Below are 15,898 nucleotides of genomic sequence, written 5' to 3' on the forward strand. Positions count from 1 at the left end.
ATCTGAAGAGCGATCTGAACCATGACCAGCAAGACCTTGTTTGTCGCCTCCGCAGGATTCGAGGCGGCGCGCCAGATTGACGCGCTGGCGCCCGGCCACCGTTCGCGCCGGCTGCACGGGCACAGTTTTCTGGCGCAAGTGCGCTGTGATCTTCCCGCCGCTTGGGCGCCATTCTCGGGTGGCGAGGTGGCAAGTCTGCGCGCGCGTCTTGAAGCCACGGTGGCTCAACTGGACTACCGGTTGGTGAACGAGCAGATCGAATCTCCCACGGATGACAACCTGGCCCGCTGGATTCAGTCGCAAGCAGATCTGCCAGGATTGCAACAGGTCAGCCTTCAGAGCACCACAGCGCAAGGCGTTGAGCTGGATGCCCTGGGGCAGCTGCACTTGTGGCGACGCTATATTTTTCAGGCCGCGCACCGGCTGCCGCATGTCCCTGCCGGCCACAAATGCGGTCGCATGCATGGCCATGGTTTTGAAGTCGTCGTGCATGCCCGTCAGGCGCCCAGGACCGACGCCAGCCCGATTGACTACGACGCGTTGGACCGTTGCTGGAGGCCGATGCAGCAGCAGCTCGACTACGCCTGCCTCAACGATCTCCCCGGTTTGCAAAATCCCACCAGCGAAAGGTTGTCGAGCTGGATTTGGGAACGGCTCAAACCCAGCTTGCCGGCCTTGTCCTGGATCACGGTTTTTGAGACCGCGTCTTGTGGTGCGCACTTTGATGGCCAGCACTATCGCATCTGGAAAGAAGTGACGCTGGACAGTTCCCTGCAACTCAAGAGCGCGCCCGACGGCAGCCCGCTGCGGCGCCTGCACGGCCATACCTACACCTTGCGCCTGCACCTGTCGGCAGCGCTAAACGAATGGCTGGGCTGGCTGGTGGACTTTGGCGATGTGAAGGCTCTTTTTGACCCGGTCTTTCAGTTGATCGACCACCAGCCCCTGCACGAAATCGCTGATTTGAAGGATGGCGACACGGCAAGCATTGCCAGCTGGATTTTAGAAAAAGGACGGGCCACGCTGCCCGAGCTGGTCGGGGTTGATCTGTATGAAACCCGAGGTTGCGGGGCTGTCGTTTCGGTCGATGCTGGCGGGCTGGGGTTGCCGGTCGCCTGAATCTGGCGGGGCGCTAGCGCTGATGCGGGATAATCACTGCTTGTCTGCCCCAAGCGCCGTCATCCGCGCTTATCGACACGCATCACGCGGTCATGATGCCCACGGTGACCCCGGACGCATTCATTCCCGCGCTTCCTTCGGCCTGGAATTACCTTTGCGGTGGTGGGCGGGAATTTGTTCCCAACCCGCTACGCATCCGCATCACGCATCACGTAGTACTCAGCAAGATATTCCCATGCACCCAGAAAGCTTCATCGTCGGCAAGGACGCCTCCCTCGAGTCCTCGATCAGCAGCATGCAGGCCAAGTTGCTAGCGCTCGGCTTTCATATCGAGGAGCGTTCGTGGCTCAACCCGGTCGATGGCATCTGGTCGGTCCATGTGCGCGACCGCGATTGCCCGCTGATGTTCACCAATGGCAAGGGCGCATCCAAACTGGCGTCGTTGGCCAGCGCGCTCGGTGAATATTTTGAGCGTCTGTCCTGCAACTACTTTTGGAGTCACTACTACCTCGGCCAGGCCTATGCAGAGGGCGATGCGCGCGCGTTTGTGCATTACCCGCAGGAGCGCTGGTTTGCGCCTGGCGAAGACGGTGCATGGCCGCAGGGCTTGTTGACGCCGGAACTGCAGCAGTTCTATAACCCGCGCGACTCCATAGATGCGAGCGCCCTGGTGGACTTCAACTCTGGCAACACGGAGCGCGGCATTTGCGCCATTCCCTACGTGCGCCAGCGCGATGAGGCCGTGGTTTATTTTCCGGTCAACGTGATCAGCAACCTCTACGTCAGCAACGGCATGTCGGCTGGCAATACGCAGGCAGAGGCGCGCACCCAGGCGCTGTCAGAAATTTTTGAACGCCATATCAAGTTTCGCATCATCAGCGAAGGACTGTGCCTGCCCGACGTGCCACAAAACGTCATCAACCGGTACCCGGGCATCGCGGCCGGCATTCAAGGCCTGCGCGCTGCCGGTTTCGGCATTGTGGTGAAAGACGCCTCGCTCGGTGGCCAATACCCGGTGATGAATGTGACCTTGCTGAACCCCAACGATCAGGGTGTTTTTTCAAGTTTTGGCGCCCATCCGCGCTTTGAGATTGCGCTGGAACGCGCGCTGACCGAGTTGCTGCAGGGCCGGGCGCTCGACGCGCTGGCCGGTTTTCCCGAGGCCGGTTTTGACCTCGAAGAAATTGCCAGTTCGCCCAACCTCGAAATCCATTTCGTCGATTCCAGCGGGATCATCAGCTGGAACTTCCTTGGCAGTCAGCCCGACTTTGCCTTCAATGACTGGAACTTCAGCAGCACCACCGCCGAGGACTACGCCTGGCTGGTCGCCAGCGTGCACGCCAATGGGCACGATATCTACGTGGCCGACTTCACGCATCTGGGCGTGTATGCCTGCCGCACCATTGTTCCCGGCATGTCCGAAATCTACCCCATCGACGAACTCGAATGGGAAAACAACAGCGTGGCCAATCCCATCCGCGAAGCGATTTGTAACCTGCCCGAACTCGACAACGAGGAATGCAGCGATCTGCTCGACACGCTCAATGAAAGCGGCCTGACCGACGAGCGTCTGGTCGCTGCGCTGATCGGCCTGGCACCCGGCGACAACGCCTTCTGGAAAGACCTGCGCGTGGGTGAGTTGAAAACCTTGCTGGCGCTGGCCTGCGCAAACGAACAAGCCATCAACGAAGGCTGCGAATGGATTCGACATTTTGGCCAGATCAACACCGAGCGTCGCCGCGTCTACAGTTGTATCGAAAGCCTGCAGAAGCTTGACGATGCAACGCGCTTTGGCGATGCCCTGCAAAGCCTTTATGGCTCTGAAACGCTGCGCCAGGCCGACGCATTGCTTAAAGGTGAGTTGCGCTTTTTCGACCAGCCTTCGTTGGGGCTGAACTTGGCCAATTGTGAGATGCACCAGCGCCTGCTGGCTGCCTACAGCAAGCTGCACAAGGCCGACCAGCCAGTATGAAAACCCCGAGCAGAATCGAGCCGCTGGTCACCGACGGACTGGTCGACAAGGTCGTCCGTCAGCTCATGAGCGGCAAGGAAGCCATGGTGTATGTGGTGCAGTGTGGCGATGAAGTGCTGTGCGCCAAGGTCTACAAGGAAGCCAACAAACGCGCTTTCCGTCAGGCGGTTGACTACACCGAAGGGCGCAAGATCAAGAACAGCCGGCAGGCCCGTGCCATGGCCAAGGGTTCACGCTACGGCCGCCAGGAACAGGAAGCCGCCTGGCAGCATGCAGAGGTCGATGCGCTGCACCGCCTTGCCGGCGCTGGTGTGCGCGTGCCCACGCCGTATAACTTTCACGAAGGCGTGCTGCTGATGGAACTGGTGACCGATGAAAACGGCTCACCGGCGCCTCGCTTGAATGACGTGGTGCTGAGCGCTGACGATGCGCGTCGCTACCACGCTATGTTGATCCGGCAGGTGGTGCTGATGCTTTGTGCCGGCATCGTGCACGGGGATCTTTCCGAATACAACATCCTGATTGACAGCGACGGCCCGGTGATCATCGACCTGCCGCAGGCGATCGACGCGGCGGCCAACAACAATGCCAGCCGAATGCTGGAGCGTGATGTGGACAACCTCGCCAGCTATTTCGGCCAGTTTGCCCCGGAACTTCTGCGCACCGACTACGGCAAGGAAATCTGGTCACTCTACGAAACCGGTGCGCTGCAGCCGCAGAGCGAACTCACCGGACATTTCAAGCGCAACGAAAAATTGGCCGACCTCAACGGCGTCATGCGTGTCATCGACGCGGCGCGCGACGAGGAGGCCGCCCGACTTGCGCGCAAGGATGCCGGCAACGCCCAGGGAAAACGGGCGTAAGCGAACTAGTAGGGCGGCACGAGGCCGTGCAAAATGCGAAAAAAGCGCCAATCAAGTTCGGCGTCTGCAGGTCTGGCTTGTGGGACATTGATCGGCGGTCTGGGGCGTGTAGCCAGAAACAAATGCAAGCTGAGGTGAGGGACACTGAAAATGCGTGTCCACATTTTGGCTAGGCAGGTTGCAAGATATTGTTCTCCTATCCCTCTGCTGGCGAAATCCGCCCGTCAAGGCAGGAGCATTCACTTTGAGCCTCCACCCAGACTTTGAGGCTGCGGCCGCCCTTCCATGGACCCAGGACTCGAACCCAGTGAAGAAAAAAACAAGAACCCATGTGCTCACGCTGGTCCCCAGCACCCGCCGGGGGGAAGGAAGTCGCATGAAAGGCGCCTTGAAGGGCAATAAACAGTTTTTACCGGGCAAACCGTGCGCACGATGACACGGCGCAAGGCTTGAGTCAGGACCTGGACTGACGTGCTTTACTGTTCTGACGCCTGCCGCGCAAAAAAGAAACCTGGAAACCCACACCATGACTAAAGCGGCAAGAGTAGCTGCATCGGCAACGCTGACACCGCCCGGCTGGCTGCAGCGTCTGGTCATCGTTCTGGGGTAATCAGCTTGATGACAATGCAGCGGCGTTCGATGGCTTTGATCCCTCGCTGGACGCACTCTGGATGGCTGAAGTGGTCGAAGAGTCGACCCCTATCTGGTCGTCCAAACAGCGCATTGCACTGTTTTTGAGCGCGATGCGCCACTTCGCTGACCAGCAAAAAACATGAGCCGCTTATCGCTGGCTGGAAAAGTGAGCCAACGCCGTCCTCGCGGCCGCCAGATCCCACCCCGCCCAGCCGCAGCTCTTGAACAGCACCGGCCCCGTCACCGGGAAGGCTTCGGCGCGCACCACGTCGGCCAAACTGACAAAGCCTGCCACATCAAGCCCGGCCTGAAGCAAATCACCGGCCTCGTGGCGAGCGTCCACGGTATCCACCACCACGGTGCCTTGCGTTGCAAAGTGTCGGCACAGTTCCGGGCTCAACTCCACCATGTGTGGCGTGAAGGCGCCGACAGCGGCGATAAAGGCGTCGCTGCGCGGCAAGGCGCTGAGTACTACGCTTTGGGCTGGCGTGCAGATCACGGTCAGCGGGCAGTCGGCCAGTGCCGCGTTGGCGTCTGTCACGATGCGCGCCTGCAGGCCCAGCGATTGCGCGTGCAGAGCGAGCCATTGCGCGCTGGACGCGCTGCGCGAGACGATGACCACTTCTCTGATGGGTAAACCTTCGGCAAACGCCTCTAGATGGGCTGTCCCTTGCACGCCGGCGCCGACGATCAGCAGCGGCCCCTGCGGGCTGCGTGCAAGTCGCTGGGCGGCAAGCAGGGACACTGCGGCGGTGCGTCGCGCGGTGACGGTGGGTCCATCGAGCACCAACTGGCGCTGGCCGCTGGCCACGTCAAACACCACCACATCGCCCTGAATGGTGGCCCGGCCGCTGCCGGCATTGGCCGGCGTGAACGTAATGAGTTTGGTGATGGCGGTGCGAGAGTCCAGCGCCGGCATGACAAAAAGACTGCCGCCGCCCGCCAAGGGCTGCACCAGACGTGCCGGGACTTGAACCGAACTGTCCCCGAGCAGCCGGACCAGCTCCTTCACCAGCAGAAGGTAAGGCAGGCGGGCCGCCGTTTGGGCCGAGTCAAGCAGCGTGGCAGGCAGGGGCGTCAGGTCGTCAGAGGTCATTGAGCGATGGTAAACCTGTGGGGAGATTGCCCAATGCGTAGCCAGAGGCGTATTTATCCTACAGGTACACGGCTCTGCGGCCGGATGGCCTTTAAAAATATGGCCTCAGCATAGAGTTAGTTAACCGAAAGAGAAATTGACATGTTTGCTGACCATTTGCCCAAAATTGATGAGGTGCCCAACAGGATGCTATTTCTAGCGGCAGCTGCCCTGGTCATTTTGTGTCAGCTGGCTGCCATGGCGCTGGTGGTGGATGGCCAGGTGAACTCGGCGCAGGTCCGCGATGCATTGCGCGTCTCTGAACGCACGGCGATCAACCGGTGCATGGAAACCAGCTTGGGGACGGCCCGTCATAACTGCATCCAGCAAGCCAAAGCCGCCAAAGCCGCCAAAGCTTCCATACAGGACGGTCAAAGCACACAGGCGCTGGCTGACACCGAGGAAAGTGACATCACCGCCTTGCCCGCCAATCCGGTTCAGGGCTTCCTGCCAGTATCTTTCGCGCCCCGGCAGTGATGCGGATTTTGTCAATGTCGGTGTAAGCGACTAACGTTGTAAAAATCAGCCGGCCAAGCCGGCGACTACTACTTAATCTGTGCGCCAGTTTTACTGTCGAATCTTATTGTGTACATCTTGCCATTCTGGCCGGGAAATCCGTCAAATACCGAGCGCACCAGATAAGGCATTACTGCAGGCAGGTCGCCGTTGTCGCCTTCGTAAACCGCGCGGGACTCGAACACCGTGCGCGGTTTGCCAGGCTGCGCGCCTTGCGCTGCAACCTTGGTGTCAAGCAGCCGCAAGCGCAGAGAGTTGATCTGAACGGTGCGGTTCACCGGGCGGTCGCCTACATAGCGCGGCCCGAATGGATCTGGCCCCCACATACCCGGAAAAATAGCGCCCGCCGCGTCGCGGTAAGGTGGAAAAAACACGTAGTTGTCCTGATAAACCGGTGCCATATAGGTTTTATCTTCAGCGCGATGTGTCGCCGCCACGTCGACCTGCACGCGCCCCACTTGCCCGGAGGGTGCGCGCTTCAGGCCCAACTTTTCAAGCTCAGCCTGAACGAGGCTTTCATACGTCGCCTGCTCCAGCTCGCGGTTGGGGTTGACCGGTGTGATGAAGCTAAAGGTGCTGCCCGCAACGTCAGATGGCCACTGGTTGAAGCTGGTAACTCTGGCCGTGATCGAACTCGCGCAGCCGGTAAGCAAGGCCGTGACCAACAGTGCCAAATACAACCGTGGCAAGGAAAACACGGTACCCAAGACGGACCGACACATGGAATGGCGAATGGCTGACAGCTGCATGATGGATAGATACCTGTGGATTGTTTTTGTTCCGCGAGGGCGCTTGCTCTCAAGTAAAGTTGGCGCATGCACTGACATCGCATCGGCTGGGAAGTGCACCGGTTCATGTCAGTATAGGCAGATGTCAACAGCAGCTAATTGCGATTGGGGCAGTCATGAAATGGGAAGGCAATCGGGAATCGGACAACGTTGAAGACCGGCGCGATGATGCGGGTGGTGGCGGTGGCGGTGGCGGTGGCGGCCTAGGCGGGTTGCTGGGCGGCCGCAGCATAGGCATTGGCACGATCGTGGTGGCGCTGGTCGGCGGCTGGATTTTCGGCATCAACCCACTCACTATATTGAGCCTGCTGAGCGGCGGATCGCCGCCGGCCCAGGTTCAGCAACAGCAGCAGAGCCCCGCGCAGCGGCCGCCCGCCGATGACCGCATGGCCAGATTTGTCTCTACTGTGCTGGCCGACACCGAAGATGTCTGGAAAGACGTCTTCAGCAAAAGCGGCGCAACCTACCAGGAGCCTCGGCTGGTGCTGTTTCGCGGCGCAACGCAGACCGCCTGTGGCCAGGGCCAGGCAGCCATGGGGCCGTTTTATTGCCCGGGCGACCAAAAAGTCTATATCGACCTCGGGTTTTACGAAACCCTGAAAAACCGCCTGGGGGCGCCCGGTGATTTTGCTCAGGCTTACGTGATTGCGCACGAGGTCGGCCACCATGTGCAAAATTTGATGGGCATCAGCGGCAAGATGGACCAGATGCGTGGCCGCGTCAGCAAGGTCGAATACAACGCGCTGAGCGTGCGGCTCGAATTGCAGGCCGACTGCTTTGCCGGCGTGTGGGCGCAGAAGGCGCAAACCTCGCGGCAGATCCTGGAGCAGGGCGATGTCGAAGAAGCCATGAACGCAGCGGCCAAAATTGGTGACGATGCGCTGCAGCGGGGCGGTGGCGGCGCGGTGGTGCCCGAGAGCTTTACCCACGGCACCAGCGCCCAGCGCCAGCGCTGGTTCAACACTGGCCTGAAAACCGGAAGCGTCAAGGCCTGCGATACCTTCAGCGCCAGAAATATATAGTAAATCGTGCTCTAGCCCATGTTCCACGGGCGCAAACAGCTATAAAAACAATAGCAACCAGACCTGATTAAGGGATCGGTCCGCGCGTCGGGCGGAGGGGCGCTGACCCGGTAGTCGGGTAAAAAAAGGGAAATTCGCTCGAAGTGCGACAATAGCAGGCTAAATGACATCATCTTTTTCGAATCTTTCGCTGGCAGAACCGCTGGCCCGCGCCGTAGCCGAAATGGGCTACGAAACCATGACCCCCATCCAGGAACAGGCCATTCCGGTCGTTCTACAAGGCAAAGACGTGATGGGTGCTGCGCAAACCGGCACTGGCAAAACGGCTGCCTTTGCGCTGCCGCTGCTGCAGCGCATGATGAAGCACGAGAACGCCTCAACGTCTCCAGCCCGTCATCCGGTACGCGCCCTGGTGCTATTGCCGACCCGCGAACTGGCCATCCAGGTGGCCGAGCAGGTCAAGCTCTACGCCAAATACACCAATCTGAACAGCGCAGTGGTGTTTGGCGGCATGGACATGAAGCCGCAAACGCTGGAGCTCAAAAAGGGCGTTGAAGTGCTGGTCGCCACGCCAGGGCGTCTGCTGGACCACATCGAAGCCAAAAATACCGTGCTGAACCAGGTCGAATATGTGGTGCTCGACGAAGCCGACCGCATGCTTGACATCGGCTTTTTGCCCGATCTGCAGCGCATTTTGAGTTACCTGCCCAAGCAGCGCATCACCTTACTGTTTTCAGCGACCTTCTCGCCCGAGATCAAGCGCCTGGCTTCCAGCTATCTGCAGGACCCGGTGACGATTGAAGTGGCGCGTTCCAACGCCGCCGCCTCGACGGTCGAGCAGCATTTTTACAGTGTGGGCGCCGACGACAAACGCCGGGCGCTGCACCAGATACTCAAGCAGCGCGACATGAAGCAGGCTTTTGTCTTCGTCAACAGCAAACTCGGCTGCGCCCGTCTGGCTCGTTCGCTGGAACGCGAAGGCCTCAAGACCACCGCACTGCACGGCGACAAAAGCCAGGAAGAGCGTTTGAAGGCCCTCGATTCCTTTAAAAAAGGCGAGGTGGACCTGCTGGTTTGCACCGATGTGGCCGCCCGCGGGCTGGACATCAAGGACGTGCCGGCGGTGTTCAACTTTGACGTGCCCTTCAATGCTGAAGACTACATTCACCGCATTGGCCGCACCGGCCGAGCCGGCGCATCCGGCTTGGCGGTGAGTTTTGTCGCCAGCAGCGACATCCGCCTGGTGACCGACATTGAAAAGCTGCTCAAAACCAAAATCGAGCTGGAGCCGCTGGAGTTTGACGAAGACCGCCCGCGCATCAGCGAGCAGGGCCGCATCAACGACGGCCGGCGCATGTACCGCGAAAGCGAAGGCGCTACACCCGAGGCTTCTTCAGAGTTTCGCGCACCCCGTGAGCGCCCTGAGCGTCGCGAGCGTCGTGAGCACACGCCTTATCGTCAGGCGGCGGCGCCGCGCGATCCGTTTTTTGACCAGCCTTACGAGCCCGGCGTTGCCGTAGACGCGCAGCCGGCCTGGGAAGCCGCGGCCAAAACCAACGCGGCACGCGGCGGGGTGTCGGCCAATATTAAGCCCAAGAAAAAAGTCGCGGCGCTGTTCAAAGCCTGCGCCTGATTTTTTAATAATTCCTTCTGCGCGACGCGTCGGAAGCTTCCTACGGTCCTTCGCGCAAGTCGCCGCTTCGCGTTGATTCGCCGTCCCCTTAGGCTTCGGGCATGTTTTTCAAACCCGTCCCGCAACTCAAGGCCTTGCCGGCATTCGGCCTGGCCGCCCTGCAGCACCTTTACCGCCCCTTGTGGCGCGCCGTCAACCAGTGGGTAGACGCGGAAGGCTTGCGCATGAGCGCCGCCATGTCGTTTTACGGCATTCTCAGCCTGGCGCCGCTGCTGGTATTGCTGGTGGCTGTCATGGGATGGTGGCTGGATCGTAGCTACATTGAAACCAGCCTGGTCGACCAGATCCGCAGTGTCATAGGCGCGCAGGGGGCGCAGGTGGTGCAACAGGCGCTTTCCAGCGCGCAAGAACCCAGCGAGGGCATCACCGCCTCGCTGCTGGCGTTTGGGCTGCTGCTGTCCGGCGCTACCGGGGTATTTGCAGAGTTGCAGGACGCGTTTGAGCGCTTGTGGCGCCAAGGCCATGGTGAGGCGCCCAAGCAGAAATGGTGGCGCGGCGCTTCCTTGCGATTGCGCGGCGTCGCGTATATCCTCGCGCTCGGATTTTTACTGCTGGTGTCGCTGGCGGTTTCGACCTTTTTAGGCCTGGTAACGGGCTGGGCCGGTACTTACCTGCCGGTTGAAAAATTGGCCTGGGTCATCAACCAGGCGGTGTCCTTCGGTTTTTGCGTCACCCTGTTTGTGGCCCTGATGCGGATGAGCGCAGGCCCCAAGCCCGCCTTGCGCTACCTGGTGATGGGCGCAGCCGCCGGCGCCATCCTGTTTGAAGTCGGCAAGTACCTGATGGCTTTTTACCTGTCTACCGCCGCCGTGGTGTCGGCTTACGGTGCGGCGGGTTCGCTGGTGGTGATCTTGATGTGGATTTACTTTTCTTCCGCCGTGCTGTTGCTGGCGGCCAGCATGGCGCGTGCCTGGTCCGATGAGGCGGCCGCTGTTGCCGCCGGGCGGTCGTTGGGCACCGATGTGCCGCTGGTGGCGGTATCTCCGTAGCGCTTTATTTCGCTGCTGCTGCGAAGCGATCCGCTTTTGGATGCTTTTTAGCCTTACCGCCCAATAAGTACGGTCATTATTTGCTATTGAGTTGATAGCAAAACCAGCGCTGACTGTGCCGAACCCTTTCAGTCTGTCGCCGGCTGCTGCGCCTGCTCGCACTTCACTGCGATCAGCTCAAACTCCCCTGCCGTAGCGCCCAGGCGCGCAGCCGTCAGGCAGCCGCCCCAGACGCAGCCGGTGTCCAGCGGCAGCGTGTTGTTGCGCAGGCCCTTGATCTGCCTGGCGTCTTTCACAAGGGTGGACCAGTGCCCGAACGCCATGGGCGTCCCTTGGCTGGCGCGCCCGGGCACCTCAAACCACGGCAGAAAACCGGGGGGCTTGGCGCCCGCGCCGTCCTTGCTCGCAAAATCCATCACGCCGTCGGGCGTGCAAAAGCGCAGGCGCGTCAGCGCATTGACGATCACCCGCAGTCGGTCGGCGCCCGCCAGCCTGTCATGCCATTGGCTGGGCGCGTTTCCGTACATGGCGGTCAAAAAGCTTTTCAAGTCAGGGCCGCGCAGCGCCTGTTCCACCTCTGCGGCCAGCACCAGGGTCTGCGCCGCAGTCCACTGCGGCAGCACGCCCGCATGCACCATCAGCCAGCCATGGCGCTGCAGCGCCATGGCGCGGTGCCGCAGCCAGTCCAGCAGCGCCGCGCTGTCGGGCGCCTGCAAGACGGATTGCACGGTATCGTGACGGCCTGCCTTGCGCACGCCTTGCCACAGCGCCAGCAGGTGCAAATCATGGTTGCCCAGCAGGCACTTCGCCGCGTCGCCCAGTGCCATCAGGTGGCGCAGCAGGCCAAGCGAGTCCGGTCCGCGGTTCACCAGGTCTCCCAGCAGGTACACGGTGTCGCGGCTAGCGGAAAAATCAATCTTCTCAAGCAAGCGCTGAAATGGCAGGTGGCAACCCTGCAGGTCGCCGATACAGTAAAGTGACATGCTGTTCATTCTGCCTCCGTATTTATGACTTTCCTGCTGATTGCCTTCCTGACCTTGCTTAACGGGGTTTTTGCCATGTCGGAGCTGGCACTCGCGTCAAGCCGCAAGGCCAGGCTTGGCGCCATGGCGGAGTCAGGCGACAAGGGGGCCCAGGCGGCACTTACCTTGCTGGAAAATCCGACCCAGTTTCTATCTTCCGTGCAGGTCGGCATCACCTCGATAGGCATGCTCAACGGCATCATTGGCGAGGCCGCCTTCAGCGACGGCCTGTCAGTCTGGATTCAGGGGTGGGGCGCGCCGCATCGTGCCGCCGAAATCTCGGCCACCGCGCTGGTGGTGACCGTCATTACCTTCATCACCATCGTGTTTGGCGAACTGGTGCCCAAGCGCATCGGCCAGCTCTACCCCGAGACCGTGGCGCGGCTGGTGGCACGCCCGATGATGTGGGTGGCCACTGGCGCCAAGCCCTTTGTCCGTTTGCTGTCCCTCAGCACCCATGCAGTGCTCAAGCTGCTGCGGGTGGACAACGCGGGCCAGCGCGCCGTGACCGAAGAGGAAATCGCCGCCAGCCTGGAAGGCGGCGTGGACGCCGGTCTGATCGAGGAGCACGAGCACCAGATGGTGCAAAACGTCTTCCTGCTGGACGACCGTCTGTTGACCTCCCTGATGCTGCCGCGCTCCGACATCGAATGGCTTGACGCGTCCGATAGCGTCGCCCAGGCCTTTGACAAGGCCGGTGCCACCGGCCACTCGTGGTATCCGGTGTGCCGGGGCAGCCTCGATGACGTGGTGGGTGTGGTCAATGTGGCCAAGCTGCTGGCCCTGCGCGGGCAGCTTCAGTTCGCGGTGGCGGGCGCGGACGGGGATAGAGGCGGGGGCGCTGCCCCCTCGGTGGCCGACCGCATTGGCGACCATGCCATCCCGGCGGTGTTTGTACCTGAAACACTCACCGGCATGGAGCTGATCGAGCAGTTTCGCGCCCGCTCCACGCGCATTGTGTTTGTGGTGGATGAATACGGCGTGGTGCAGGGCCTGATGACGCCTATGGACATGCTGGAGGCCATCACCGGCGAGCTGCAGCCCGGCGCGCAGGTCGATGCCTGGGCGACCCAGCGCGAAGACGGCAGCTGGCTGATTGACGGCGTCATGCCGGTGTCCGAACTCAAGGCCCGGCTGGAGATCAAGGACTTGCCCGAAGAAGACCGGGGGCGCTACAACACCGTCGCGGGCCTGCTGCAAAGCGTGTCCGGCCGCTTGCTGAAAGTTGGCGAGCAGGTTGAGTGCGCGGGCTGGCGCTTTGAGGTGGTGGACCTGGACGGCAAGCGTATTGACAAGGTGCTGGCCAGCGGCAGCGTCGCATCTGCCAAGCTGTAGGCTCGGGAAGTACACATCTGGCGTGACGACGCAAGGTGATCTCACCAGTTGCGCAATGTTGACAAGCGCCTGACGCTGCAAGAGCGCAGACAGCGCACTGCACTAAACTGAATTTCACAAGAACTCGCCGGATCCTTCCCTCAGTGCAACTCGAAAGTTACGTCAATACCCTGGGCCAGCACCTGAAAGCGCGTTTTGGCACGCGCGTGCGCAAGCTGTCGCTGCATGTGGGTTTTACCTGCCCGAACCGCGACGGCGCGCTGGGCCGGGGCGGCTGTACCTTCTGCAGCGTGCTGTCGTTCAGCGATGGCGATCCGCAGGCATCGGTCAGCGACCAGCTTGCCGCCGGCAAGGCCGCCACAGGCCGCGCCAGCCGCTATCTGGCTTATTTTCAGGCCTACACCAATACTTATGCCGAAGTCGAGGAACTGCGGCGCCTGTATGCGCAGGCGCTGACCGGGGGCGACATCGTTGGCTTGTGCGTGGGCACCCGGCCCGATTGCGTTCCCGACGCGGTGCTGGAGATTTTGGCCGGCTACCGCGATCAGGGTTACGAGGTCTGGCTGGAGCTCGGCCTGCAAAGCGCCCACGACGCAACCCTGAAGCGCATCAACCGGGGCCACGGTTTTGTCGCCTACGCCGATGCAGTAGCGCGGGCCCGGCGTTACGGCATTCCCGTCTGCACCCATCTGATACTGGGCTTGCCCGAAGAGACGCCGGCCATGATGATGGAAACCCATGCCCGCGTGCTGGAATGCGGTGTCGAGGGGCTCAAGCTGCACCCGCTGATGATCGTCAAGGGTTCGACCATGGCCGCGCAATATGCCCGCGGAAGCTTGGCGCCGATGCCGCTGCCAGCGTATGTGACGACTGCCGCCGAATTGATCCGGCGCACGCCGGCAGGCGTGGTGTTCCACCGGATCACGGCCTCGGCCCGTGAACCGATGCTGATCGCGCCAGACTGGTGCCACACCCGATGGCCGGCAGCCGATGCGATTCGCGACGATCTGGCGCGCAAGGGAGGGCAGGGTAGCCATATCGGGCTCTGCGGCGTGGGCGCGATGGTTCAATTTGACGCTTCCTGAACCTATAGCGGCTTCCAGGCATGGTGCGACCAAGCGCTAAAAAAGCTGATCATTTGCTATGCTTTTAATAGCGCTTTGCGCCCGTTCTGATTGGGTTATGGGCTTATTTTGTTCATAAAAAAGGACTTCGGCGGCTTTTACCAACGTGGAGGCGCGCACCCCCAACAAGCGCAGCCGTTGCTCTAGCGGGACGCGTTTCAGGCACAGCCCGGCGGTCTTGCGTATGGTTGCGGCGTCGGCGGTGAACTGCTCCAGCGTCTGGTCGCGCGTCACGCTTCTGAAGTCGTCATAGCGCAACTTGATGCCAATGGTCTTGGCGACATAGCCCTTGCGCTGCAGATCGGCGGCCAGCTGCTCGCACAGCCGGGTAAACAGCAAGCCCAACTCGGCGCGGTCGCGTACTGCGTGCAAGTCGCGCTCGAAGGTGGTCTCGCGGCTCATGCTGACGGGCTCGCTTGTTGTCGCCACCGGGCTGTCGTCGCGGCCCCAGGCCACCTCATGCATCCAGGCACCGGTGGCTTTTCCAAAATTGTCGATCAGCCAGGCCGGGTCTCGCGCGGCCAGCTCGCCAATCGTGTGGATCTGCAGCCGCGCCAGCTTCTCACCGGCCTTGGGGCCAATACCGTTGATTTTCCGTACGTTGAGCGGCCAGATTTTGCTTTGCAGGTCATCCTCGTGGACCACTGAAATGCCGTTGGGTTTGTTGAACTCGCTGGCCATCTTGGCCAGCAGCTTGTTGGGCGCCACGCCGACCGAGCAGGTCAGGCCGGTCTTCTCAAGAATGCTTTTCTGGATCAACCGCGCCAGCACGCGGCCGCCCTCACGTTGGCCACCGGGCACTTCGGTGAAGTCGATGTAGACCTCGTCGACCCCGCGGTCTTGCATCAGCGGCGCAATTTCGGTGATGGTGTTTTTGAACAGGCGCGAGTATTTGCGTATTTCCTCGAAATCCACCGGCAGCACAATCGCCTGCGGGCACAGCCTGGCCGCCTTCATCATGCCCATGGCCGAGCCCACGCCAAACTGCCGCGCAGCATAGGTTGCCGTGGTGATGACGCCGCGGCCCACGTACTCCTTCAGCAGCGGAAAGTCCGCCACCGGGATGAAGCGCGGCGCCCGTATTCCCAGATCGCCCCGCGTCGTCAGCAGCGCCTCATCCACCTTGCGGCGCCCGCCACCAATGACCACCGGAAGGCCCTTGAGTTGCGGATAGCGAAGCAGTTCCACCGACGCGAAAAATGCGTCCATGTCGAGGTGGGCAATGCGGCGTAGCGGGGGCGGCATGTTTTAGCTTGCGGTTAGGGCGCGATGGATGAATTGAGAGCGTAGCGCAGCTAAAAATATACTCGACGATTCAGCCGGTCGATGGCTCTACTGAACTGGAGCACTCACCAATTCCTTGTGCCAATCTCGGCGGGCCGCGAAACAAGCAATACCGGGAAAATTTGCGGTCAACGGGCTATCGGAACCGGTTCAAGTCTGAGTAAGTGCTTGCCACCGCTTCAAATGAAATTGGCAACTGCGCTGGCACGTTGCTCGGGGAAAATCGGCGGCCGCTGACGCGCCTGGCCGCGTTACTTGTAGGTGTGTGTTGTCACAAGGCAAAAAAAATGCATGATTTCTGAATGAAATCACGCATTTACTGAGAGATGGAGCGGGTGAAGGGAATCGGACCCTCGTATGCAGCTTGGGAAGTTGCCGTTCTACCATTGAACTACACCCGCAA

The 15,898-nt window shown here is 61.0% G+C and carries 13 protein-coding genes, 1 tRNA gene and 1 pseudogene; 10 read left to right on the top strand and 5 right to left on the bottom strand.

The annotated features are described in order from the left end of the window. Positions 1–21: 21 nt before the first annotated feature. The 4 genes and pseudogenes from HHJ18_RS19660 to HHJ18_RS19675 form a co-directional block, all read left to right on the top strand. Positions 22–1,119, top strand: a complete 1,098-nt coding sequence (locus HHJ18_RS19660) for a 6-carboxytetrahydropterin synthase (RefSeq protein WP_296918028.1) — start codon at positions 22–24, stop codon at positions 1,117–1,119. A 235-nt stretch (positions 1,120–1,354) separates the two neighbouring features. After that, a complete protein-coding gene (ycaO, locus tag HHJ18_RS19665) occupies positions 1,355–3,091 on the top strand; it encodes a 30S ribosomal protein S12 methylthiotransferase accessory factor YcaO (RefSeq protein WP_296918030.1) in 1,737 nt (578 codons plus the stop codon). Beyond that, the gene (locus HHJ18_RS19670) at positions 3,088–3,954 is read left to right on the top strand and encodes a PA4780 family RIO1-like protein kinase (RefSeq protein WP_296918032.1); all 867 of its coding nucleotides are present in this window, start codon (positions 3,088–3,090) and stop codon (positions 3,952–3,954) included. The genes ycaO and HHJ18_RS19670 overlap by 4 nt, the downstream gene beginning before the upstream one ends. Positions 3,955–4,480: 526 nt before the next feature. Continuing rightward, positions 4,481–4,712 (top strand): annotated as a pseudogene (locus tag HHJ18_RS19675) (cryptochrome/photolyase family protein); the annotation flags it as partial. 23 nt (positions 4,713–4,735) lie between these two features. On the opposite strand, the gene HHJ18_RS19680 reads toward HHJ18_RS19675, so the two are convergent. Next, positions 4,736–5,683, bottom strand: a complete 948-nt coding sequence (locus HHJ18_RS19680) for a delta(1)-pyrroline-2-carboxylate reductase family protein (protein ID WP_296918034.1) — start codon at positions 5,681–5,683, stop codon at positions 4,736–4,738. 141 nt (positions 5,684–5,824) lie between these two features. Here HHJ18_RS19680 and HHJ18_RS19685 point away from each other — a divergent pair, with 141 nt between their 5' ends. Continuing rightward, positions 5,825–6,199: a hypothetical protein gene (locus HHJ18_RS19685; protein ID WP_296918036.1), complete on the top strand. Its 375-nt coding sequence runs from the start codon at positions 5,825–5,827 to the stop codon at positions 6,197–6,199. A 68-nt stretch (positions 6,200–6,267) separates the two neighbouring features. Here the strand turns inward: HHJ18_RS19685 and HHJ18_RS19690 are convergent, their stop codons facing one another. Next, a complete protein-coding gene (locus tag HHJ18_RS19690; protein ID WP_296918037.1) occupies positions 6,268–6,987 on the bottom strand; it encodes a DUF4136 domain-containing protein in 720 nt (239 codons plus the stop codon). Between the two features lie 155 nt (positions 6,988–7,142). Here HHJ18_RS19690 and HHJ18_RS19695 point away from each other — a divergent pair, with 155 nt between their 5' ends. The 3 genes from HHJ18_RS19695 (at position 7,143) to HHJ18_RS19705 (ending at position 10,730) form a co-directional block, all read left to right on the top strand. Then, positions 7,143–8,048 carry a neutral zinc metallopeptidase gene (locus HHJ18_RS19695; RefSeq protein WP_296918039.1) on the top strand — a complete coding sequence of 302 codons (906 nt, stop codon included), beginning with the start codon at positions 7,143–7,145 and terminating at the stop codon, positions 8,046–8,048. A 163-nt stretch (positions 8,049–8,211) separates the two neighbouring features. Beyond that, positions 8,212–9,681 (top strand): DEAD/DEAH box helicase, encoded by a 1,470-nt coding sequence (locus HHJ18_RS19700; protein ID WP_296918041.1) that lies wholly within the window; start codon positions 8,212–8,214, stop codon positions 9,679–9,681. Positions 9,682–9,782: 101 nt separating this feature from the next. Further along, positions 9,783–10,730 carry a YihY/virulence factor BrkB family protein gene (locus HHJ18_RS19705; RefSeq protein ID WP_296918043.1) on the top strand — a complete coding sequence of 316 codons (948 nt, stop codon included), beginning with the start codon at positions 9,783–9,785 and terminating at the stop codon, positions 10,728–10,730. 128 nt (positions 10,731–10,858) lie between these two features. Here the strand turns inward: HHJ18_RS19705 and HHJ18_RS19710 are convergent, their stop codons facing one another. Then, positions 10,859–11,713 (bottom strand): symmetrical bis(5'-nucleosyl)-tetraphosphatase, encoded by an 855-nt coding sequence (locus tag HHJ18_RS19710; protein ID WP_296918045.1) that lies wholly within the window; start codon positions 11,711–11,713, stop codon positions 10,859–10,861. Between the two features lie 24 nt (positions 11,714–11,737). On the opposite strand from HHJ18_RS19710, the gene HHJ18_RS19715 reads away from it, so the two are divergent. Then, positions 11,738–13,087: a hemolysin family protein gene (locus HHJ18_RS19715; RefSeq protein WP_296918047.1), complete on the top strand. Its 1,350-nt coding sequence runs from the start codon at positions 11,738–11,740 to the stop codon at positions 13,085–13,087. Positions 13,088–13,230: 143 nt separating this feature from the next. Further along, a complete protein-coding gene (locus tag HHJ18_RS19720) occupies positions 13,231–14,172 on the top strand; it encodes a TIGR01212 family radical SAM protein (protein ID WP_296918049.1) in 942 nt (313 codons plus the stop codon). Positions 14,173–14,208: 36 nt separating this feature from the next. On the opposite strand, the gene HHJ18_RS19725 is transcribed toward HHJ18_RS19720, so the two are convergent. Together HHJ18_RS19725 and HHJ18_RS19730 are read right to left on the bottom strand one after the other, a co-directional pair. Beyond that, positions 14,209–15,456: a DNA polymerase IV gene (locus HHJ18_RS19725; protein ID WP_296918051.1), complete on the bottom strand. Its 1,248-nt coding sequence runs from the start codon at positions 15,454–15,456 to the stop codon at positions 14,209–14,211. Positions 15,457–15,822: 366 nt separating this feature from the next. Next, positions 15,823–15,896 (bottom strand) — tRNA-Gly (locus HHJ18_RS19730). Positions 15,897–15,898: the final 2 nt, after the last annotated feature.

It is taken from the genome of Polaromonas sp., from assembly GCF_012927455.1.
In the GTDB taxonomy this organism is placed as follows: Bacteria; Pseudomonadota; Gammaproteobacteria; order Burkholderiales; family Burkholderiaceae_C; genus Polaromonas.

What these genes read in the sequence shown, in the direction of transcription:
- HHJ18_RS19670 (WP_296918032.1), top strand. Translation starts at nt 3,088, where the DNA reads ATGAAAACCCCGAGCAGAATCGAGCCGCTGGTCACCGACGGACTGGTC.
- ycaO (WP_296918030.1), top strand. Translation starts at nt 1,355, where the DNA reads ATGCACCCAGAAAGCTTCATCGTCGGCAAGGACGCCTCCCTCGAGTCC.
- HHJ18_RS19680 (WP_296918034.1), bottom strand. Translation starts at nt 5,683, where the DNA reads ATGACCTCTGACGACCTGACGCCCCTGCCTGCCACGCTGCTTGACTCG.
- HHJ18_RS19710 (WP_296918045.1), bottom strand. Translation starts at nt 11,713, where the DNA reads ATGTCACTTTACTGTATCGGCGACCTGCAGGGTTGCCACCTGCCATTT.
- HHJ18_RS19690 (WP_296918037.1), bottom strand. Translation starts at nt 6,987, where the DNA reads ATGCAGCTGTCAGCCATTCGCCATTCCATGTGTCGGTCCGTCTTGGGT.
- HHJ18_RS19695 (WP_296918039.1), top strand. Translation starts at nt 7,143, where the DNA reads ATGAAATGGGAAGGCAATCGGGAATCGGACAACGTTGAAGACCGGCGC.
- HHJ18_RS19725 (WP_296918051.1), bottom strand. Translation starts at nt 15,456, where the DNA reads ATGCCGCCCCCGCTACGCCGCATTGCCCACCTCGACATGGACGCATTT.
- HHJ18_RS19685 (WP_296918036.1), top strand. Translation starts at nt 5,825, where the DNA reads ATGTTTGCTGACCATTTGCCCAAAATTGATGAGGTGCCCAACAGGATG.
- HHJ18_RS19660 (WP_296918028.1), top strand. Translation starts at nt 22, where the DNA reads ATGACCAGCAAGACCTTGTTTGTCGCCTCCGCAGGATTCGAGGCGGCG.
- HHJ18_RS19715 (WP_296918047.1), top strand. Translation starts at nt 11,738, where the DNA reads ATGACTTTCCTGCTGATTGCCTTCCTGACCTTGCTTAACGGGGTTTTT.
- HHJ18_RS19705 (WP_296918043.1), top strand. Translation starts at nt 9,783, where the DNA reads ATGTTTTTCAAACCCGTCCCGCAACTCAAGGCCTTGCCGGCATTCGGC.
- HHJ18_RS19700 (WP_296918041.1), top strand. Translation starts at nt 8,212, where the DNA reads ATGACATCATCTTTTTCGAATCTTTCGCTGGCAGAACCGCTGGCCCGC.